Source organism: Prevotella sp. oral taxon 317 str. F0108 (genome assembly GCF_000162415.1).
Taxonomy (GTDB): Bacteria; Bacteroidota; Bacteroidia; order Bacteroidales; family Bacteroidaceae; genus Prevotella; species Prevotella conceptionensis.
In genome coordinates this window covers 235,061-256,215 of record NZ_GG740073.1, presented here as the reverse complement: position 1 = coordinate 256,215, position 21,155 = coordinate 235,061, and the positions used below count along the sequence as shown (strand labels likewise).

The 21,155-nt window shown below is 47.4% G+C and carries 13 protein-coding genes; 3 read left to right on the top strand and 10 right to left on the bottom strand.

Annotated features, from left to right (window positions below):
• Window positions 1-1,601: 1,601 nt before the first annotated feature.
• The 3 genes from HMPREF0670_RS07775 to rd all read left to right on the top strand — a co-directional run bounded on the left by HMPREF0670_RS07775 (window position 1,602) and on the right by rd (window position 3,607).
• Complete coding sequence (locus tag HMPREF0670_RS07775) at window positions 1,602-2,204, top strand: DUF4254 domain-containing protein (protein ID WP_009230610.1); 603 nt, start codon at window positions 1,602-1,604, stop codon at window positions 2,202-2,204.
• A 69-nt stretch (window positions 2,205-2,273) separates the two neighbouring features.
• Entirely contained in the window at window positions 2,274-3,326 is a 1,053-nt protein-coding gene (locus HMPREF0670_RS07770) for a glycosyltransferase family 9 protein (RefSeq protein ID WP_044078054.1), read from the top strand.
• 116 nt (window positions 3,327-3,442) lie between these two features.
• Window positions 3,443-3,607, top strand: a complete 165-nt coding sequence (gene rd, locus HMPREF0670_RS15670; RefSeq protein WP_009230608.1) for a rubredoxin — start codon at window positions 3,443-3,445, stop codon at window positions 3,605-3,607.
• 307 nt (window positions 3,608-3,914) lie between these two features.
• On the opposite strand, the gene ahpF is transcribed toward rd, so the two are convergent.
• The 10 genes from ahpF to HMPREF0670_RS07710 form a co-directional block, all read right to left on the bottom strand.
• Window positions 3,915-5,474, bottom strand: coding sequence for an alkyl hydroperoxide reductase subunit F (ahpF, locus tag HMPREF0670_RS07765; protein WP_009230607.1), 1,560 nt, complete (start codon window positions 5,472-5,474; stop codon window positions 3,915-3,917).
• A gap of 325 nt (window positions 5,475-5,799) precedes the next feature.
• A complete protein-coding gene (gene ahpC, locus HMPREF0670_RS07760; protein ID WP_009230606.1) occupies window positions 5,800-6,366 on the bottom strand; it encodes an alkyl hydroperoxide reductase subunit C in 567 nt (188 codons plus the stop codon).
• Window positions 6,367-6,517: 151 nt separating this feature from the next.
• Window positions 6,518-7,132: a superoxide dismutase gene (locus tag HMPREF0670_RS07755; RefSeq protein WP_009230605.1), complete on the bottom strand. Its 615-nt coding sequence runs from the start codon at window positions 7,130-7,132 to the stop codon at window positions 6,518-6,520.
• An 86-nt stretch (window positions 7,133-7,218) separates the two neighbouring features.
• Window positions 7,219-10,035 carry a DUF2339 domain-containing protein gene (locus HMPREF0670_RS07750; RefSeq protein WP_044077964.1) on the bottom strand — a complete coding sequence of 939 codons (2,817 nt, stop codon included), beginning with the start codon at window positions 10,033-10,035 and terminating at the stop codon, window positions 7,219-7,221.
• 1,309 nt (window positions 10,036-11,344) lie between these two features.
• Window positions 11,345-12,658, bottom strand: coding sequence for an Omp28-related outer membrane protein (locus tag HMPREF0670_RS07740; RefSeq protein WP_009230602.1), 1,314 nt, complete (start codon window positions 12,656-12,658; stop codon window positions 11,345-11,347).
• Between the two features lie 242 nt (window positions 12,659-12,900).
• The gene (locus tag HMPREF0670_RS07735; RefSeq protein ID WP_009230601.1) at window positions 12,901-14,214 is read right to left on the bottom strand and encodes an Omp28-related outer membrane protein; all 1,314 of its coding nucleotides are present in this window, start codon (window positions 14,212-14,214) and stop codon (window positions 12,901-12,903) included.
• Between the two features lie 220 nt (window positions 14,215-14,434).
• A complete protein-coding gene (locus tag HMPREF0670_RS07730) occupies window positions 14,435-15,106 on the bottom strand; it encodes a hypothetical protein (protein WP_139145545.1) in 672 nt (223 codons plus the stop codon).
• Window positions 15,107-15,489: 383 nt separating this feature from the next.
• Window positions 15,490-16,278, bottom strand: a complete 789-nt coding sequence (locus tag HMPREF0670_RS07725; protein ID WP_044077962.1) for an Omp28 family outer membrane lipoprotein — start codon at window positions 16,276-16,278, stop codon at window positions 15,490-15,492.
• A 171-nt stretch (window positions 16,279-16,449) separates the two neighbouring features.
• Window positions 16,450-18,045 (bottom strand): DUF6029 family protein, encoded by a 1,596-nt coding sequence (locus tag HMPREF0670_RS07720; protein ID WP_044078053.1) that lies wholly within the window; start codon window positions 18,043-18,045, stop codon window positions 16,450-16,452.
• Between the two features lie 610 nt (window positions 18,046-18,655).
• A complete protein-coding gene (locus tag HMPREF0670_RS07710) occupies window positions 18,656-19,141 on the bottom strand; it encodes a TlpA family protein disulfide reductase (protein WP_009230597.1) in 486 nt (161 codons plus the stop codon).
• Window positions 19,142-21,155 lie beyond the last annotated feature (2,014 nt).

Below are 21,155 nucleotides of genomic sequence, written 5' to 3'. Positions count from 1 at the left end.
GCTGACTAGGCAATAGTTATTCATTACGGTTTTCCACAAACAGAAAACTGGCTGTCAATTCCATATTACTTCTGCTTTTCCATAATGTTGTTTCCGCTGCCCGTGAGCAGCATGCCCAGCAAGCCCTCACACTGGTGGCCGTAAGCGTACGCTTTTTCCGTTCCTTTGCCATGCGCTTATATGCAGGGAAATCGTCTTTTGTCTATTTTTCTGCCAGAAATTTAACATTATAAGTGCCCTTTTTGGTCACCAATCGTCCGCCTTGCCGCAAAAAATCGATTCTCGCGAAGGTTTGTTTTAATGCAAAAAGGGGTTAGTATGCGCATGCGGCAGAATGAATATTTATTTAGAAAGACCGCCCTTTGCACCTGTTTTCGGGCTATTTGCCGCTAAATGTGGTGCGTTTTGGTGCAAAACGATGTGCGTTTTGGTGCTAAATGCAACGCGTTTTGGTGCTAAATGCAGTGCGTTTTGGTGCAAAACGCAAGGTAAAATGGTGCTAAATGCAGTGTTTTTTGCCGCTAAATACGACCCGAAAAGTATAAAAATCCACTGCAATGGTATAAATATAGTCTTATAGAACCATGAAACACATGGCTAAAAAGGGCAAAATAGTGGTTAAAAAGTGGGGTTTTGGGGTCTAAAAGTTAGTTTTTGGGCGTTATAAATTACGAGCTTTCGGCCAAACTAGAAAGGCAAAATGGTGCAAAAAGCAGGTGTTTCTCCTAAAAATAGACAAAACAACAGACATGAGAAGCTGGAAATAGTGGTTTTTTGCCTACTTTTTAACCTATAATTTTGCTAGAACGGAGTGAAAAATAGAGCGTTGTTGTAAAATAAAAGCAACGCTTTTAAGTTTTATGAGTTGGTAAGTTGATGAGTTTATAAGTTGATGAGTTTTTGAGTTGGTAAGTTGATGAGCTGTTGAGTTGGTAAGTTGATGAGCTGTTGAGTTGGTAAGTTGATGAGGTTTTGAGTTTGTGAGTTGATGGGTTTATAATGTGATGGAGCTTTAAGTTGGTAAGTTGATGGGGTTATAAGTCAATGGGAGCTTTGAGGTCTTGAGTTTGTGAGTTGATGAACTTGCGAGTTTGGGGTTGATATGCTTGTAAGTTGAAGGGTAGATACATTCGGTGGTTGTTGGGTTTTCGCGAGTTAATGGCCTAGTGGGTAGATTTTTCCTACACTTCGCATATGCGATGAGTGCTTATATTGTGTTGGCATTAAAATATCTTGTGCAGGCATTACAAAGGTAACAAACTCCGCTCTATTGATAGAAATACTAAAAGTTAAGACTAATTTATTGCATCAAACGCAACGCGGTGGCTGTGGCATGAGGTTCGGTTCTTACGCCAGAGAAACATAAACAAATGGTTACAACGCAGCTTAGTCTGCCCCCAAATGCGCGACATAAGATTTTACCAATATGGTAATAGAAAATATTCATCGCCTTTTCATTGCGGATTTAAAATAAAAAACATATCTTTGCAAAAGATAGTCTGCACGCGTTTGCACCACTTTTGCAGAAGATAGGCCACGCCTACCCAAGCTAAGGAAACGCACAAGCTTGTAGGCCACGAACATTTAAACCGCAAAACAATATGTCTTTTACTAAACTTTGCAACGAGATTTTCAATCAGGCGATACGTGACTACCACGTAACCGACAACATCGACACACCTATCAACAACCCCTACAAAAGGGAAACGATAGAAAACCGCCTGTATCTAAAATGCTGGATTGACACCGTGCAATGGCATTTTGAAGACATTATTCGCGACCCGCACATCAATCCCGAAGAGGCACTGAGCCTTAAAAGGCGCATCGACCGCTCTAACCAAGACCGTACGGACCTGGTGGAGCAGATTGACAGCTACTTCAGACAGAAGTACGCCGATGTGAAACCGCAAGCCGATGCCAGGCTTAACACAGAGAGTCCTGCATGGGCCATCGACCGCCTTTCGATACTCGCATTGAAGATTTATCACATGCGCGAACAGGTGGAACGTACGGATGTAGATGCCGAACATCACGAGCGTTGCAAGGCTAAGCTGAACATCTTACTGGAACAACAGGCCGACCTGTCGACCGCTATCGACCAACTACTGGCCGATATTGAGCAGGGGCGCATCTACATGAAGGTGTATATGCAGATGAAGATGTATAACGACCCGGCAACAAACCCCGTGTTGTACAAGAAATAAAGGCCTCTGGTGCGTTTAAACGCAATGGGCGTTTCGCTGCCAAGCAAAAAAACTAATACCCACATCAGTGTGAAGACCGAACATATCCTTATCATCCGTTTCTCGGCCATGGGCGATGTTGCCATGACTGTCCCTGTGGTTCAGTCTTTGGCGAAACAATACCCTGAGTTGCGGATAACGTTTTTAAGTCGACCCTTTGCGCGCCCATTATTCGAAGGGCTTGCTCCTAACGTGGGATTTATGGGAGCCGACATTAAGAAGGAATATCACGGGGTTGGCGGTTTAAACAAGTTGTACAAGCGCATCGTTGCTAAGAACATCACTGCCGTGGCCGACTTGCACAATGTGTTGCGCTCTGGCTATTTGCGATTGCGGTTCAACCTTGGGCGTTATCGGGTGGAACATATCGACAAACACCGCAACGAACGCAAGAAACTGGTGGCACAAACAAACAAACGGCTGGTGCCTTTGCCTACGGCTTTCCAAAACTATGCCGACGTTTTTGCCAAGCTGGGCTATCCCATAAAGATGGATTTCACCTCTATCTTTCCTCCACAAGGCGGCAACTTGCGCCTTCTTCCTGCCGAAATAGGCGTAAAGAAGGCTTTTCAAGAGTGGGTTGGCGTTGCACCCTTCGCGGCTCACAAGCAGAAAGTGTATCCGCCTGAGATGCTCGAAAAGGTGATAAAGATGATTGTAAGGGACCATCCTTCGTGTCGTGTGTTCCTTTTTGGCAAGGGACCCGACGAAGATCCCATTCTCAACGGCATCGTAGAACGCAATCCGCAGTGCCTTAATGCCTCGGCAGTGCTTGGTGGAATAGCGCAAGAGTTGGTGTTGATGAGCCACCTAGACGTGATGATAAGCATGGATAGTGCCAACATGCACTTCGCCTCGCTGGTTAATACGCCTGTGGTTAGCATTTGGGGCGCCACCCATCCTTATGCGGGCTTTATGGGTTGGGGGCAAAAACCGCAGAATGCAGTGCAGATAGACTTGGCTTGTAGGCCGTGCAGCATATTCGGAAACAAACCTTGTTTGCGTGGCGACCTAGCTTGTTTGCGCACCATCTCGCCCGAAATGGTGTACGAAAGGGTGAAACGCGTGCTGAATAAGCGATAACAAGAAACTTGTTGGATAACAAAATATACCGCGGCAATGGGCTGATGGGCCTGCCGTTGGTTGATTTCATTATTAAAATATAAATTCATTATAAACAAATTAAAAGCGAAAAGATTATGAAGAAGTACATTTGCGAGACTTGCGGCTGGATTTACGACCCCGCAGTGGGCGATCCCGATGGCGGTATTGAACCTGGAACGGCTTTCGAAGATATTCCCGAAGATTGGGTTTGCCCCATCTGTGGAGTAGGAAAAGACGACTTCTCGGTTGTGGAAGAATAAAATTTCTAAAACAATTAATAGTTAGGGGATGGCCTGCAACGGCACATCCCCTTTTTTGTGGAGTGGGAAAGACGAAGGGAGTGGACGAGGTAACGAGTTGATAAGTTAGTGGGCGCGAGCCATCTTTTCACCTTTTCACCTTTTCACCCTTTCACCTTTAAACGCCTTTTCGCCCAATAAAAAGAGCGCCCCCACCCGAAGGCGAGAGCGCTCTATTCACAAAAATATAGATAAAAAATCTTGAGTGGGGATGTTTTAGTCCTTGTCTTATAAGTGGAACAAGCTACGCTCGTGCATGGGAAACAACTTAGATAATGCCCCTAATTCTATCGTCGAACGCCGAGAGTGCGGCCTTTGCGCCTTCGCCCATAGCGATAACAATCTGCTTATAAGGCACGTTTGTGCAGTCGCCAGCAGCGTAAACGCCGGGAATATTGGTTCGGCAAGTGGCATCAACCACAATCTCGCGCCTTTCGTTTAGCGGCAGCGCATCGCGGAAATGCTCGGTGTTGGCAGCCAAACCAATCTGCACAAATACGCCATCGAGAGCTATTTCGCGTTCCTCTTCGTTGGTGCGGTCTTTGACACGAATGGCTGTTACGTGGTTACCATCGCCCAAAACCTGCGTTGTTTGCGACGACTTGAATATCTCAATGTTGCTCATAGAGGCCGCTTTGTCTTGCAGAACCGTGTCGGCGCGCAAGGTGTCGGCAAATTCAAGTACCGTTACATGGTTACAGATACCTGCAAGGTCGATAGCTGCTTCAATTCCCGAATTACCACCGCCAACTACGGCCACGTTCTTTCCTTTATAGAAAGGCCCATCGCAATGCGGGCAGAAGTGAACGCCCTTACCCATGTATTTAGCCTCATCGTCTACGTTAAGACGTCGCCAACTTGCGCCGGTAGCAACAACAACGGCAGGCGCTACAAACACCTCTCCACCCTTAGCATACACGCGTTTGGGCGATTGCGAGAAGTCTACACGCTCCAATTTGCGGTTCTCGAATATCTCTATGGGGTAGTGTCCGATGTGCGAACGCAAGTCGTCTGCAAGCTGTGCACCCGTAGTTTGGGGCACCGACACCAAGTTTTCGATGCCGACAGTGTCTTTAACCTGACCACCAATGCGACCAGCTACCACGGCAACCTTCAATCCCTTGCGTGCCGAATAAATGGCGGCAGCAGAACCAGCAGGCCCTCCGCCGATAACAACGAGGTCGAATTGGCGCTCAACGGGCTCGGCATTGCTGTCTTCTTCGCTGCCAAACATGTCTTCAAGCTTGCCAAGAAGTTCGCCTAGGTCGCCGCGACCGATGTGCAAAAGCTCGCCATTGGCATAAACAGCAGGTACAGCCTGTATGTTTAATCGTGCAACTTCATCTTGGAAGAGGGCTCCGTCAATCATTTCGCTGCTCACCCTGCTGTTAGCCAATGCCACGATGTTGAGTGCTTGCACCACGTCGGGGCAGTTTGTACACGTCAACGACACGTATGTTTGTAGCTTAATTTCTCCTTTGAGGTTTGCAATTCTTCTGCTGATAGCCTCGTCGGGTAGGTTCTTTCCTTTACCGTCGGCATTGAGAACGGCCAAGAGTAGCGATGTAAACTCGTGTCCGTTGGGAATACCGCGGAACGTTATGCCCACTGGTTGGCCGCCTTTAAGCAGCGAAAACGACAGTTGGGCGTCGTTGGTGTCGGTGAAATTGGCCGACAAATGTGCCGAAGTAGACACAAAATCGTTTACGAATGCTTTCAGTTCGGCCGATTCGGCGCGCGATGCGTCGGTGCGAACGTCAAGAACATAGTCGTTTTCTAAGCCGGCGAACACGTCGCTAACTTGTTTGAGTATCGAGGTATCGAGCATAGTGTTGGTTTCTTTAAGGAGTATTTATATGCTTAAAACGCTTGGAACAGGCGCACTAGAAGAGGGGGAATAAGTGCTTTTTAATCCCCTTATTTCCATCATCTAGACTTCTAGTTATCCCAGATATCAAATCAATTTCAAGCGATTTCTAGGCCGTTCCTAATGCGTTGATATGTTTTATAACTCTACTAAAATGATAAATTGTGTTGGGGCGTTTGTTCTAATAAGTTGCCCCATTCCCCACCCAATGGGGAGAGATGGGGCAACTGGTAAATATATAGGTACTTGTTCGCAATGTTCAAACACCTAAACGTGTGGCTCTAAATTAGATTTTGCCAACGAGATCGATGCTGGGTTTCAGCGTTTCAGCACCTTGCTTCCACTTAGCGGGGCAAACTTCACCAGGGTGAGATGCCACGAACTGAGCAGCAGCAACCTTGCGAACAAGCTCTTCGGCGTTACGGCCTACGCTGTTATCTTGAATTTCGGCGATCTTGATTTTGCCCTCTGGGTCAACAACGAAAGTGCCACGGTAAGCCATACCTTCTTCTTCGATGAATACGCCAAAGCCCTTAGCCAGTACGCCGAGTGGGTCGGCCAGCATGGTATAGTTAATCTTCTTGATGCTGTCAGAAGCGTCGTGCCAAGCCTTGTGAACGAAATGCGTGTCGCAGCTAACCGAGTAAACCTCAACACCCATCTTCTTCAGCTCTTCGTACTTCTCTGCCAAGTCAACCAACTCGGTGGGGCAAACGAAGGTAAAGTCTGCTGGATAGAAGAAGAAAACGGCCCATTTGCCCTTTACGTCTTCGCTAGATACGGTTTTGAACTCGCCATTTTGATAAGCTTGCACCTTAAATTCGGGCAGCAATGAATTGATGATTGATTGCATAATGTGTATTAATTATTTTTGTCGTCGGTGCCGTTGTTGGCGCGTTCTTGTTAAAAGCCGCGCCCCAACGACGTCCGACAAGCGTTCTATGATTTTGTTTTAACTGTTGTTTTGGAAATCTATTTCACGATGAATGCGTGCAACGAAAGGCTTACTTCAAAAGACCTTCAACAACTTTCCAGTCGATGATGTCCCACAAAGCGGCCAAGTGGTCCGCACGACGGTTTTGGTAATCCAAGTAGTAAGCGTGCTCCCAAACGTCTATGCCCAACAATGGGTTGTTGCCGTGGCGTAGAGGATTGCCGGCGTTAGCCTCCTTGGTGATAACCAATTTGCCGTCTTTATCTTGCGACAGCCATGCCCAACCCGAACCGAAGAGCGTTGCAGCTGCTTGCGTGAACTCCTTCTTAAAGTTCTCAACGCTACCGAAGTCGCGCACCAAAGCCTCTGCAATCTTGCCAGTAGGCTCGTTACCCTTAACAGGCGACTTAAACTGCAAGAAGTAATAGGTGTGGTTAAGCGTCTGCCCTGCGTTGTTGAAGATAGGTCCATCGGGAGCAGTCTTCACGATTTCTTCAACGCTCTTGCCCTCGAACTCAGTGCCTTGGATAAGCGTATTCAAGGTGTTAACGTAGTTCTGAAGGTGCTTTCCGTAATGGAAATTTATCGTTTGTTCGCTGATAACAGGCTCCAACGCATTGGCTGCGTATGGAAGAGTTGGCATTGTTATATTCATAATTGCTAAAAATAAGTTGGTTAAAAACATTTGTTCGTTATTTTATTACGACTGCAAAGTTATTAACAATATTGGCTGTCACAAACAGATAATATCTATCGTGCAATAGGTTCACTCTATTCGTGGCTGTCTTCTGCATCGTCGGATGCTTCATGCAGCTGTGTATCAAGGCCGTTCGGGTCCTCGTTTTCTCCGCCAAGGTTCAGCGTATCTTTCAGTTTCTGATACATAAACGACAGCGTGAGCAACAGTGCGCCAAGGATAATGAACACCACAATGCGGCCAACGGCAGGCATACGCCATACGTCGTAAAGGGCCAACTTCGCAATGATAAAACCAAAAGTGGCGATGCTCAGCAAGCGCATCGTTTTGTTTGGCAGGCGCATACCCAAGGCCATTTGCAACGTTCCCACGGCCGCGAGCGACAGAGACAGGGGTGCGCTGAACTGTTCTACCCCCATCTGCATCAGCAAGGCGCGCACCATGCTTACCCACAACAAGGTGGCCGACACGTTAAGAAACACCGTGAAAAGCTTTGTCGACCGTTCTGCCTGCTTGTAATAGTTTCTGCTCGCATGCACAAAAAGCCCTATGCCGCAAGCAATGCCCAGCCATTGCACACCTATGGCCGCCATGGGCGTGGTATATTCGCCGTAGTAGAACACGTCGCCTGCAATAAGGAACATGGCCACGAACATGTAAACGGCGTACAACCAACCATACTTGCCGGCCGGATAACGGCGACCGAACCCCACGGCAATGGCAAACAACGTGCCTATGCGCAACAAGGTAACTACCGCATTGTAGGTGGGCGATGGGATGAACAAGTCCATTTCCATGCTGAGACAGGCGTAAATGGTAATAATACCCGCTCCATAGATAATGTGGTTTAAAGGCACATAGTAAGCTTCAAGCTTCTCTTTGTTGCGGTCCATGATGCGGGCGAAGGCCAAGAAACAAAGACCGCGGAAGATGGTAGACATGAAATTGGAGTTGAACACGGGCGTGCTCACCTCTGGAGCATTGGCAAGGAGCAACTGACTTAATTCGCCAAGTATCGAAACAACCATCACAGCCCCCGATGCAATGCCGTAAACACCCATGTCGAGTCGGCAATAAAGCCAAAGCAACAGCACCATTTCGGCCGAGAAACAAACGGTGAGCACCGCGCCAGAGAAGAACAAAGGCAACGAAACAGAAACGTAAACCAAGCCCAAGGCCAGCAATATGGCCTGCGTTGCATCCTTGGTCCGCTCCTTATATCTTAGCCAAAGATGCAAGCCTATGTAGGCCGCACCCATCGTAAGGGCGGTGAAACCATTTTCATAATATTCGTCGTCGCCCTGCACAGCCACAAGAAAGATGGTGAACATGCTGCTCAATATCATCGTAGCGATGTGGAAACCCGTAAACAAAGGTACCATTCCGCGCCGCAAAAGCGTAAAGCAGCTTGCCGTAGAGATGGCCCAAAATAGGCCATAGAACAAGATATGAACGCCCCAAGACAGTTCAACAAGGTCTTTACCGATTAACAATAAAGCCAAATACGTGGCTGCCGTGCTTATCAAAGGCAATTCGTTCCAACGCGTTCCCCACGAAAGATAGAGGCTGCCCAGACCTAAAATAACCATATATACGTACAAGAAAAGGAAGTTGGGCGTACCTGTTGCGGTGAGGAATGGCGCGAGGAAACCGCCCACGATGGCCGTCATGGCCAATTCGCGACGTTCGTAATGCCGAGCCGTCCAAGCCATAAACAACGTTACAACCACCATGATGCCAAAGGCAACCGACTGCGAGAACAGCTGATAATAATGGAAAGCAATGGCCGTGGTGACGTAATACACGGCACATCCGCCACCAGCCAACAGCGAACTGAACGCACGATAGTGCTTGCCCAGCCTCCAAGCCAGGCCCAAAAGCAATGTACCTACGCCAAAGCCAAGGGCTGTGCGCATGGTGTGGCCTATCCAATTCTGGTCGATGGCGTATTTAACAAAGAAGGCAATACCCAGCACAAATACCAAGATACCTATCTTACCGAAGAGGTTTTCGCCGATAAACTTCTCGTAGTTGAAACCTCCGTCTTCGTTGTCTGCACCCATTGCGGAGCCGTTTACAGCCTTGCCTTTGGTTGCAGCATGCTTATACTTTGCCTCCAAATAGGCTCTACCAGTCAAAACAGGCTCTTCTTGCGCTTGCTCAACCCTTTCTTGCTCGGTTTCGTCTTGCACAAAGGCAGCCACCGGTACATGCAGTTGCGGCTGCTCTTGGGCTGCGTTTTCGCGTTGTTCTTCGGTGTTGTCGGCTTGCTGTTCGTTGTCAACACCCTGAGTTTCGTTGTCGCCGTCTTGCTGTTCGGCATCGTTGTCTTGCAGTTCTGCACCAGCTTGCGATGTTTCAACTTCGCAAGTGGTCGGCGTTTCCGCCTGATGTAGGTTGCTGTCTGTGCCTTGCAGTTCGCCTTCTGTCGGCTGTGGCTCTCCTTCGGGCGCGTTCGCAAGCACATTCACGCCCTGAACAGGCACTTCAACAGTGGCAACTGGGGCACCCACACGCTGCTGTTCGCTCAGCGTTGTAACCTCTGCGACTGGCTCTTCCACGCTTTCTTGGTGCGTGTCTTCGCCTGTTGGTAGGTCTGTATGCGTAGCCCAAGGACCGTTGCCTGCCGCTTGTGGTGGCGTTTCAATGGCATCTTTTTGTTCTTCTGCATGGTTGCCTGCATTCGTAGCAACGCCTTGTGGCAATCTTTTTTCAATCTCTTCTTGAAGGTTATTGAGTGATTCGGTTGTGCTTTCAAGCCGTTTTTGCATCACTTTGAACTGAAAGAACAGCTCTTCGAATTTGCTGTTCACGCTCAGCCGCACAGCTATTACCACAGCAACAAAGCCGAATATCAGCGGGAAAATGAACAGTCCTATTTCGTCGTACATAAGCTTAAAATGGGTTTAGTTATATAATAAGGTGTAATACGTAGCAAAGTTATACAAAAAATCGATAAGTTGGTGTAGAAAAGTGTAAAAAATAATGTTTGTTTTTCAAGTGGAACACAATGCCACTTACTGGTAAAGGCAATCTAAGTGTGTCCGCTGCCCACACGCTTATTGCATGCTTGCAACAGAGAAAAGGCCGCAACTATGTTGCGAATGGCATAGTTCCGCAAAGACCAACAGGCCATTCTTAACCGCTGCTTGGCGGCAAAATACCCACTGCTTGGCGGTACAAGCTCCACTGAAGGCTATAAGTAGCAGGGCTGTAGCCATATTTTGTGGCGCAAGCGCTGTTGAATAGTTTCTTATCGTTGCTGCAAACTGAAAGCTGTTTCCCCATGCACATGCAACTACAACCCACGAACGCAGGAAACGAAAAACAAACAAGCCGACAGGCCCTGGCACTGAACTACCAAACAACACATGCACACATAAAGTTAAAATATTGTTTATACTTTACAAAACACACACTATTCTCAACCTCATTCTAGCGAGAATAAGGCACAAAATTGGACATTTTACGGCCATTTTGCCACTATTTCGGTCGCAGTCTTTGTCATGTTTTGCGCATACTGCCTGCATTTTGCACCATTTAGCCTTTCTATTTGGTCGCCAACTCGCAATTTTTTCGCCCCCAATTACCCACTTTTAGACCCTAAAAACCCACTTTTTAAGGGTCATTTTGCCCTTTTTTGCCATGTTTTTCATGGTTCGAGAAGGTTTTATTTATACAATTAGCGTGGATATTTATGCCTTTCGACCTGCGTTTAGCGGCAAATCGCACTGCATTTAGCACCATTTTACCTTGCGTTTTGCACCAAAACGCGTTGTATTTTGCACCAAAACGCAGTGTATTTTGCACCAAAACGCACTACGTTTTGGTGCATATTGCACTATATTTAGCAGTAAATGGCTCCTAAAACAGCGCAAATGGCAGTTTCTTCAAATAAATATTCATTTTGTCAACGTTCATTTGCTACCGCTTTTTGCATCAAAACAAACCTTCGCGAGAATCGATTTTTTGCGGCAAGGCGAGCAGCTGGTGGATAAAAACGGTACTCTTAGTGTTAAAATCTCTGCTAAAAAACTTACAAAACGCCCCTACCCCTCCCCACTAGGAGAAAGGGTAGAAGAGCGTATTTGTTCCTCACCAACGGCACAATGCCGCCAGATGGGCAGGGCATCCGTTAATAAAAATGGTGCGATGGGCTTTACACGCATGGTGTTATTGGCCTTCGGGCGTAACGCAGTGTTACCTAACGAACACCTTCTGGACAGTTCCGTCGCTGTACTTAATGATGTTTACGCCAGGTTCGGGGGCTGATAGGCGTCGGCCAGTGAGGTTAAAGCGCGCCACTTCCACACGTTCTGCCGTGGCTTTGGGGGTTTCGATGTCTGTGGCAGTGTAGGGTTTCACAACACAACGGGCGGCGTTAACGATGCTATGTGTGGTGTTGTCGATAACCAAAACCACTACGGTCAAGTTGTTTTTATTAAATACCGTCACCCAATCGCCAATGCCATTCAACGCAGATTTATGAACAATGGGCCTATCGGCCACAACGCTTTGGGGCAAAGAGCCGTCTAATCCGTTGGCAATGCCTATGTGAGAGCGAGCCACATCTTCGAAAACAAAGTTCTTAATGGGGTCAGATGACTTGATAAAGTAATCCAATTCGGGGTTAAGACCTAGATAACTGGTACTTCCGCTGTATCCATTTCTTTGCGCCCAGTCGTTTCTTTGTATTCGGTTTTCTATCAACACGTAGGCCAAAGCATAGCGGGCGTTGTTGGTTGTGGCCCGAAATGTGGTGGTAGATTGTACGTCAATGCTCTTACCTTGCCTATTCCACTGGGCTTTCACGTCGACATCCATCATCGCTCCACGCTGTTTGGTCATCTGATAATACAGCTCGCCGGTAAATCCCTCTACCTTATTTGCACGCGATGCCCATACGGTGGGCAGTCCTGTGTGGGGAGTTGCGGGCACATTATAACCTTTTATGCCCATCACATCACCATCATGTGCCACAATTCCGAAGAAGTCGTTGGGGTGTTTCTTGGCCATTTGCCTCATGACGGCAATGCCAGAAGGGCACCAGGGGCACCAATTGGCGGTGTAATCTTCGAACACCACGCGGCATGTAGGCAACTTATTAATGGCAGTGATGGGCAGTTTGGCTATCTTTCCTGGACTTCCGTTGGGCTTGCCATTAATCTGTGTAACGTCTAAAACCAGCTCGTAATCGCCCGCTTTGCTTTGTGGCGGGATGTTGATGGTTAGACCAGTTAGGCCGTTAGCCACGAGAGGTGTGGCAAATGTCACCGTCCGCTCGTCAACAACCTTGCCGTTTATGGTGGCCTTGTAGTGGAAGTTCTTTTGTACGATGTTGCCGTAATTGTGCATAATGAACGTGTTCTTATGCCCCGAGGCACCTGTCTTTACATACATCCGTGCGGGTTTGTCCACAGACAGACTATATACGTCGGCTGCAAGAAGGGTATAGGTCTGCATACAAAGCAAGGCCATGAGCGCATAAAGGCGCAAAAAGTGTTGTTTTTTCATGCTATTTCAGTTTAAAAATGAATACGATAGAGGCATTGAAAAGTGAAAAAGGTGAAAGGGTGAAAAGGTGAAAAAATGGCTCACGCCCATCAACTTGTACATTCTTTATGGGAAAAAAGGCGTTTAAAATTGAAAGGGCGTGAGCCATCTTTTCACCTTTTCACCCTTTCACCTTTGAAGGGCGTGAGCCATTTTTTCACTCTTTCACCTTTTCACTTTTTCACCTTTAAGATGCCTTTCTTTCACCTTTCATTCACCTTCTCAACAGTTCCATCGCTATACTTCACGATGTTTATACCCTTTTCGGGTGCAGAAAGGCGTTGACCTTTGAGGTTAAAGCGCGCCACTTCTACGCGTTGGTCGGTGTTTTTGGTGGTTGCGACACCTGTTGTATTGTATGGCTTGATTGGGCAATGGGCACCATTAACAATGCTGTTCGTGGAATTATCGAGAACCATCACCACAACACGCAGGTTCTTTTTGTTCTGTGGAGTCCAATTCCTGCCCACTCCTTGGAACATTGCCTGGTGCTTAATGCCCCTGTCGGCCACCACATTCTTGGGCAACGAGCCCTCCATTCCGCTGTCAATGCCTAAGAAAGCACGAGCCACATGGTTGTATTTAAGGCCATAAATAACTCTACCTCCTTTAACAAAAACGGCCATTTCTTCGTTTTCTTCCAACAAATCGGTAAGCCCATCATAAGAATTTGCTTGAGACCAGCTTGCGTTGTGCATGCCATCTTCTACAACCACGTAGGCCAGTGCATAGTTGGCGTTGGGCATATTGGTGCGGAAGGTAGTGGTAGACTGCACGTTGATGGCGTTACCGCTTGCATTCCATTCTGCTTTTACGTCGATATCCATCACCGCTCCGCGCGCTTTGGCCTCCCTATAAAGATCTTCGCCGGTATAACCAGACACTTTGGCTCTGCGCGAGGCCCACACATAAGGAAGGCCAAACTTACCCACAGCAGGGGTTTTATAGCCACCGATGCCCATTTTGTCGCCCTGATGAACGGCTATTCCGATAAAGTCGTCGGGGTGTTTCTTAGTCAAATACTCCATGATGGCCGTTGCGCGAGGACAATATCGGCACCACATGGCGGTGTAATCTTCGAACACCACGCGGCATGTTGGCACCTTGGTGACCACCGTTATGTCGAGTGTAGACGACGAAAAGGTCGTTGTGTTGGGCTTACCATTAACATGCGTGATGTTACAAACCAACTGATGGTCGCCCAATTGGTTGAATGTTGGCACCTTAACCAAGAGTTTTCCGAAGTCGTTTACGTTGATTGGTTCGGCCAGTTTCACCTCTTTTTCTTCCACAACCTTACCATTCACGGTGGCGGTGTAGCGGTAAGAGGCGACGGGGTTGGTGCCATAGTTAACGCAAGAGAATGTTCCCTTGGCATCAGTTGCACCCTTTGCAACGAATAAGCGCGGCGCAGCAATGGGCGCTAAGTTGTTCTCGCCAAACCCGGCAAAGGCTGTTGCGCAGGCGCAGAACATGAATGCGAGTACGCAAAGGCGCGAAAGTAGTGGTTTTTTCATTTACTATTTGTTTTTATTAGGCTTCCCCCTGCCCCCTTTCCAAAGGGGTTGGGGGAATGGGATGCCTTGTTTATGATGTTCCATTCCATTAAAGTTGCCACAAAGCAATGGGGCTAAGGCTCACTTCACCCCCTACATTGCACTCACCTCGCACCCCTATCGTAGGCAGAAGTCGGAGATCCTCTCCCTAGGAGGGGATGAAAATGACGTTTACTTTGGTCTATTTTCCCACCACAACCTTTGTTGTCTTACCGTTTTGACGTACTAAGTACAGTCCTTTTGGTAAGCTATTGACATCGGAAATGTTGCGGCCAACGAGCACGCCATTAACAGTCCACACTTCGTTGTCTGCATTCTGTGCCGTGCGTTGCACGCTTTCTATGCCCGTTGCATTGCCATTAAACTTCAATGTAACCGTAGCTAGCAGTTGTTCGGGTACCGCTTTTTCTACATTTGCGGTGCTTTTTGTGGTGTAAAGTTTCAATATGGCGGTGCAGTTTGCTTTGCCAGTAAGATTAAAGTCCGTGGCAATGGAGATGTTTTGCGCCTTAGAACTAACCTTTCGTGAGGACGTATAGTACTTGCCTTTCTTGTCCCATGTGTTGCAATTTGAAGGGAAACACACCTCCAAATCGGCTCCTTGCCCGCTGATTTCTACAATTTCGTAGACAAGCATAACGTTAAACTCCTTTCCTGAGACGTTACGAATGGACAAACCCGACTTAATTTGCGGTCCAAATCCAGCATTTTCTACCTTGGTTAACGATAATGTGGCCTTATCTGCCAATACTTTTCCTTTGGCATCAACAAATACCATTTCACGATTTGCTGCTTGCATTGTCATTACTGATGCAAGGCAAAATAATACGCTAAGAAGTAATAATCTCTTCATGTTAAATAGATTTATTTGTGATTATATATGTTTATGAGTTTATCAGTTTGTAAGCTGATGAGTATGTAAGTTAATGTGTTGGGGAGCTTGTAAGTTCGTGAGCTCGTGAGCTTATAAGTTGATGAGTTCGCGAGTTGATGAGTTGGAGGGAACTTGTAAGCTTGTAAGTTGATGCGTATATAAGATAATGAGTCCGTGAATTTGTGAGTTTGTAAGTTTACAAGTCTGTGAGTTAACAGGTTGTTTGCAGAAACAAGCAGAGGCAAATCAAGCCTCACAACCAGGACAAATCAACCTTTACAGCAGGGGCGCATTAAACAAGCAGACTTATTAACCAACCAACTTATCGGCCCATAAACTGATGCCTTTAACAGCTTAAGGCCTTAAATACCAACCTTTCTCCTTTCAACCTGCACCACTCCTGCATCATTATACACAAAAGCTACAACCCAAGCGTTGTCTGCTTTGATGCCTTCTGGCAGGGTTAGCTTATGGGTTAATGTCTTTTCTGCATTGCCTGGCAAGCTTATTGGCTCGCCCCAATCGCCATTAAGCGCGGCACGAAGCACGTGATTATGTACGTAATCGCGCTTTAAAACATCGTCGGGGAACTGCTGCAAGGCCACAATCCCATCTTCAACCAACCACAATTGCAGCTTTCCTTCTACGCCTTCTGCCAAGGTTTGCGCCGAAGTGCTTACTTGCAGCTCGCGATTTGCGGCATTATAAGTGGTGGAGAGTTTCAGATTCAGCGGCGATTTGGTTTCAAACGCTGCGATAATCTTTGCCGCCCACCCCTCTTTTACCGAACCAGCGCGTTGCCTATTCACCAACACCTTAGGCACAGAGTTGGCATATCCCCAATGTTCGGCATAGCTATTGCCCAGCGGTGTGGCCAAACCTACAAGCCCTTCCTTAGGCATAATGGCCAACCTGCCGCCATGAATGGCCACAACCACGAGCGTGTCGGCACCATATTGGGCCTGCAACCGCGACAATTCTTCGGCCGCCGCAGGACAGTTAAGACAACGCTGACCCGTAAACTCTTCGACAAGCACCTTGCGTTTGGCCGTTGTTGCAGGCACTTCGATAAGCCTGTCGCTTGGTGCAATGTCGTTGCATGCACCTAATAAAAGGGCGGCAAGCAGTATGTGTAATGGTTTTATGTGCATATTGTTTATTGTTGTCGGCCTCACCCCCAGCCCCTCTCCGAGGAAAGAGGGGAGTAAATGGCCTTGTTTATTTAGCTAGAAGGGTTTATCAGGGATGACAATATCGCCTGCCTACCCTTTCGTATATGTCTATATGAATTTGAAAAAAGGCGACTCTAATGCTCTCACACGCTAGAAATTATAACTATAAGACAGCGTTGCGCCCTTCGTTGGAGGCATGTATCGGCACACGCCACCACTACAATTATACCCATCGTTGGTGCGTCCGTAGCCCACTTGCAGCCTATGTGCACCATGCACAAACGTAACCAACGCCTGATAATAGTGGATATGCGTAGAGCCGGCGTTGTATTGGTCGCTCACGGTAAACATCCACGAGGGTGCCAACGAAAGCTCTGCCAAGCCGAAAAGCCAGTCGCCGTTGCCGTCTTTCGACTGCATGTACTGCGCCTCGGTGCGCAATGTGTTGCGTGGCGACATCTTCCACTTCACGTCTGCCACAAAGATATTAGCGTTAATCATACCCCCTTCGCCCTCAACCACCGTTTTATTGTAGCGTTGGTTCATGTACATCAGCGTGGTTTTTAATGCCGGGTTCCATCGTTTCTCCACTTGTACGTTCAAGTCTTGATAGTAAGTGGCATCTCCCCACGCCCAAAAGGCCGAGCCATAGCCATCTGTTCCCTTCCCGCCATGATGGTTTTTGGCAATGCCATGCACGTGCGAGAAGTTCAATTTCAGAGCCGTACCATAACGTCCACCAAGTGGCGTGCCTTTTTTTAGCTTGTAACCCAACGATGCTTGATAGGCCCATTCGCCCTCAGGTTGCGTGGCATAGGGCCGCAAGGCAGGCAAAGCGTAGGTGTGTTCGAGGGTGAAAGCAGGCAGATGGTTTACATACGACGATGTGCCCACCATGCTTCGGCGCGAGCGAAAACCCATGTTCACGCTGCGTTTGGCCTGCAACAGCATGCTAAGTCCGCGCTTTGAGTACGACCCCGACAGCATGGCCACATATCCATGACGATAGATATAGCCGTTATCTGCCGTTGGGTCTTGTCCCTTTTGTGCATATTCGGCCAACACGTTGTAGGCTCCATGCTGCCATTGGGCGCGAATATCGTAGGCCATCACGTTGCGCGGAAGGCGTAAACGATGGGTGGCGTCGGCCATAATCACCTCGTCGGGTTCGTTTTTATTAACCACCGATGCACCCAACATCAAGTGATGGTCGTGCGCTTGCATGCCCAGCAGCCACTGTTCGATGTGCAATTCCAGGTCTGCGCCGCCCACCCAGCCAGGGTTATGTTCCCAATACCGGCGTTGTTTTCCTGCCAAAGCCTTAACGTAAACGCCGGGTAGCGGGTTAGCTTTCAATCGTCCGCCAAGCAAAGAGTTGTCTACTCCAAGACTCCTTTCTTCGTAATTGCGCAGCACAAAGCCCGACCCAAACTGCTCATAAAACGTTCCTGCCGTTAGTTCCACGTGCTGTGTTTGCCACTTTAAGTAATAATACGGCACGCCCCAACCCTTAAAATCGGGTTCAAAACCGGGCAGGGGATATTGCATATACTCGAAACGAACACCCGCATCGAAGTTTCTTAGCGATGCGTCTAGCTCTACATAAGTGTTGTTCAAGAAGTCTCCGTTATCCTTTGTTATCCCTGCTTGCTTGTCATTTTCGGGTACAAGCATGTCTGTTTGTATCGAGCCGCGCAGGGTTAATCCCTTTTTCGGCTGGTCTTGTGCCCCAACGGGCAGGGCCATTGCACAATATATGGCAATGGCAAGTGCTGTTCCCCAGGGTTTCCAGTTGGCCCTGTGGCTCTTCGCAACCGCGCTTGGTTCCGAAAATTTCTTCTTTATGCCCAGCATTTGTTGCAGCGGCAGCCCCATCCATTTAGGTTGTCGGGGTTGCAACAGCAGCTGTTTGTTGGGTAAAGGGTTTCTAAACATGTTGTTCAAAAGCATATATTTTGGCGTATGCGTATTAAAAATGGTTATTCACAATGTTCTTGTTGGTGTATTTGTTCGTTCATAGTGGGCCAATGGATTGGGCTTTTACGGTGTGGAAATGCGACACCAAGACACTCCCGCACCGCGCGTTTATCCGCTATTGCTGTTAGCGGTTGGGCATAAGCACACAGCTCCAAGGTTTCGCTCACCGCGCGTTTATCCACTATTGTTATTAGCGGTTGGGCATAAGCACACAGCTCCAAGATTTCGTTCACCGCGCGTTTATCCGCTATTGTTGCTAGCGGTTGGGTGTAAGCACACAGTTCCCAGGCTCCCCTCACCGCAGGTGGGTAGCGTATTTCGCCCTCGACAGCACCCAACAACACCGTTGGATGCCCAAGAGACAGCATCAAGATCTTTCTTACAAGCAGTCTTTCACCTTCTGGTACAGTTCTGTTTCTGCCCCATCGGCATATCCGTTATGTTTATATACGATGTATCCCTTACCGTCAAGCAGCAGCGTATAGGGTATCATTTGCACCCCCATAGCGCGTTTCAGTTCTCCGTTAGGGTCGAGCAACACTTGGTAAGTCCACCCGTTTTCGTCTACGAGCGGTTTCACCTTATTGATGTTCTGTGCCTGGTCGATGCTTACGGCCACAATTTTCACGCCCGTTTCCTGTTTCCAGTCGTTATACACCTCGTCGATGGCATTCAATTCGCGGTTACATGGCTTGCACCAAGTTGCGAAGAAGGCCACCACGATGGGCTTTCCGTTGTTGCTGAGCGTGTCTAGTCGCACGTCGTTACCCGATACGTCTTTTAGTGTGATGTTCGGTAAGCGCGTCTGTGCGCATGCGAACGTGGCCACCATCATGGCGGCAATAAGTAAATAAAGCTTCTTCATGTGGTATTCTGAATAGGTGTACAAAGGTAATAAAAAACAATTAAATTGTAAAAGAAAATTACAAAGATTATTTGTTTCGTGGTTAAGAATTGGAGTTTAAGGCTTGTTTTGGGGTATTTAGCCTAACTGGGGGCACACGATTGGGCTCAGCCCACACAACTGGCCTCACCCCCGGCCCCTCTCCAAGGGGAGAGGGGAGTGAAATGCTTTGCTTATTGCACGCTTGTTACTGGTTGACTTGTTATCCACCAGACTCACCCACAGCCATCATCGGCCTCACCCCCAGCCCCTCTCCAAGGGGAGAGGGGAGTGAAATGCTTTGTTTATTGCACGCTTGTTATTTGTCAACTCGTCAACTCCCTAACCTCTCGTCCACTTCCCAATCACCTCGTCTTCTTGTTAACTTGGCATCTCACCAACTGCCCCTTTGTCCACTTTTCAGCAATAATTTTAACACGAAGAGTGCCATTTTTATCCACCAACTGCTCACCTAGCCGCAAAAATTCGATTCTCGCGGAGGTTTGTTTTAAGGCTAAAAGGAGCTAGTTGTTCATGCAGACAAAATGAATATTTATTTAAACAAAGCATCATTTACACCACTTTGGGGGCTATTTGCCGCTAAATGTGGTGCGTTTTGGTGCAAAACGACCTGCGTTTTGATGCTAAATGCAATGCGTTTTGGTGCTAAATGCAGTGCGTTTTGGTGCTAAACGCAAGTCAAAATGATGCTAAATGCAGTGGTTTTTGCCGCAAGATGTGGGGCGATAAGCATAAAAATGCGTCGAAATTGTATAAATATAATCTATTAGAACCATGAAATATATGCTTAAAAAGGACAAAATAGTGGTTAAAAAGTGGAGTTTTGGGGATAAAATGCAGGTAATTGGACTTGAAAAAATTGCGAGTTGGCGACCAAATAGAAAGGCAAAGTGGTGCAAAATGCAGGTGAATTTCTTAAAAATGGACTAAAATAGGAACCTACAAAACGGAAAAATGCGGTTAATTGCATGCTTTTAAGCCCCATTTCTCGCTAGAATGAGTGGCGAATAAAACGCGTTTTGTAAAACAAAAGCAACACATTTAACAGAAATATGGCAGCAGAGAAAGATTAAGAGACGGCTCATTATGCCTAATTGGGAGCGTTAAGCGGCTGCTTGTTGACACAGAACTAAGTCCAAGACTCCAAAACATTCCATCTAACCAGCCCTGGATGTAGCTTACATGGCATCCGCATTAGAACACTAAGACCACAAACTTTCCATCTAACCAGCCCTAGATGTAGCTTTTATGGCATCCGCATTAGAACGCTAAGGCCACAAACTTTCCATCTAACCACCCCTGAATGTGGCTTATATGGCATCCGCATTAGAACGCTAAGGCCACAAAAATACCATCCAACCAACTCTGGATGTGGCTTATATGACATCCTCATTAGAACACTAAGACCCCAAAAATTCCACCTAACCAACACTGAATATAGCCTGTATGGCATCCGCAGTAGAATGCCAAGACCCCAAAAATTCCACCTAACCAACCCTGGATGCAGCTAATATGGCATCCGCATTAGAACGCTAAGACACCCAAAAAGCCATCTTACCAACCCTAGATGTAGCTTATATGGCATCCGCATTAGAACGCTAAGGCCACAAAAATTACATCTAACCAACCCTAGAAGTGGCTTATATGGCATCCGCATTAGAACGCTAAGGCCACAAGCTTTCCATCTAACCAGCCTCTTAGACAGCACCCAAACGAGGGCGGAAGACATGCAGCTTTCTATGCAAACAAACAGCTTGCCAACGGTAAAACGTAACATAAAACACACCGCATTTAAACATTTTTTACACACAAGGCTTGTCCCTTTGCATAAAATTGCCTAACTTTGCAGCATCCATATCCACACAAAGAAATAATGAGACTTTTTCTTTAAGCCATAAATGCAACGTAAAGCGAACCTAAAACGTTGCTTGGCAGGAAGGTGTGTTGAACACGAACATCAATGATTCCGACAACT

Bases quoted from the DNA above. Each gene is read 5' to 3' on its own strand.
- HMPREF0670_RS07730 (WP_139145545.1), bottom strand. From the start codon at position 15,106: ATGAAGAGATTATTACTTCTTAGCGTATTATTTTGCCTTGCATCAGTA.
- ahpF (WP_009230607.1), bottom strand. From the start codon at position 5,474: ATGCTCGATACCTCGATACTCAAACAAGTTAGCGACGTGTTCGCCGGC.
- HMPREF0670_RS07750 (WP_044077964.1), bottom strand. From the start codon at position 10,035: ATGTACGACGAAATAGGACTGTTCATTTTCCCGCTGATATTCGGCTTT.
- rd (WP_009230608.1), top strand. From the start codon at position 3,443: ATGAAGAAGTACATTTGCGAGACTTGCGGCTGGATTTACGACCCCGCA.
- HMPREF0670_RS07725 (WP_044077962.1), bottom strand. From the start codon at position 16,278: ATGCACATAAAACCATTACACATACTGCTTGCCGCCCTTTTATTAGGT.
- HMPREF0670_RS07755 (WP_009230605.1), bottom strand. From the start codon at position 7,132: ATGTTTTTAACCAACTTATTTTTAGCAATTATGAATATAACAATGCCA.
- ahpC (WP_009230606.1), bottom strand. From the start codon at position 6,366: ATGCAATCAATCATCAATTCATTGCTGCCCGAATTTAAGGTGCAAGCT.
- HMPREF0670_RS07735 (WP_009230601.1), bottom strand. From the start codon at position 14,214: ATGAAAAAACCACTACTTTCGCGCCTTTGCGTACTCGCATTCATGTTC.
- HMPREF0670_RS07720 (WP_044078053.1), bottom strand. From the start codon at position 18,045: ATGGCCCTGCCCGTTGGGGCACAAGACCAGCCGAAAAAGGGATTAACC.
- HMPREF0670_RS07740 (WP_009230602.1), bottom strand. From the start codon at position 12,658: ATGAAAAAACAACACTTTTTGCGCCTTTATGCGCTCATGGCCTTGCTT.
- HMPREF0670_RS07775 (WP_009230610.1), top strand. From the start codon at position 1,602: ATGTCTTTTACTAAACTTTGCAACGAGATTTTCAATCAGGCGATACGT.
- HMPREF0670_RS07710 (WP_009230597.1), bottom strand. From the start codon at position 19,141: ATGAAGAAGCTTTATTTACTTATTGCCGCCATGATGGTGGCCACGTTC.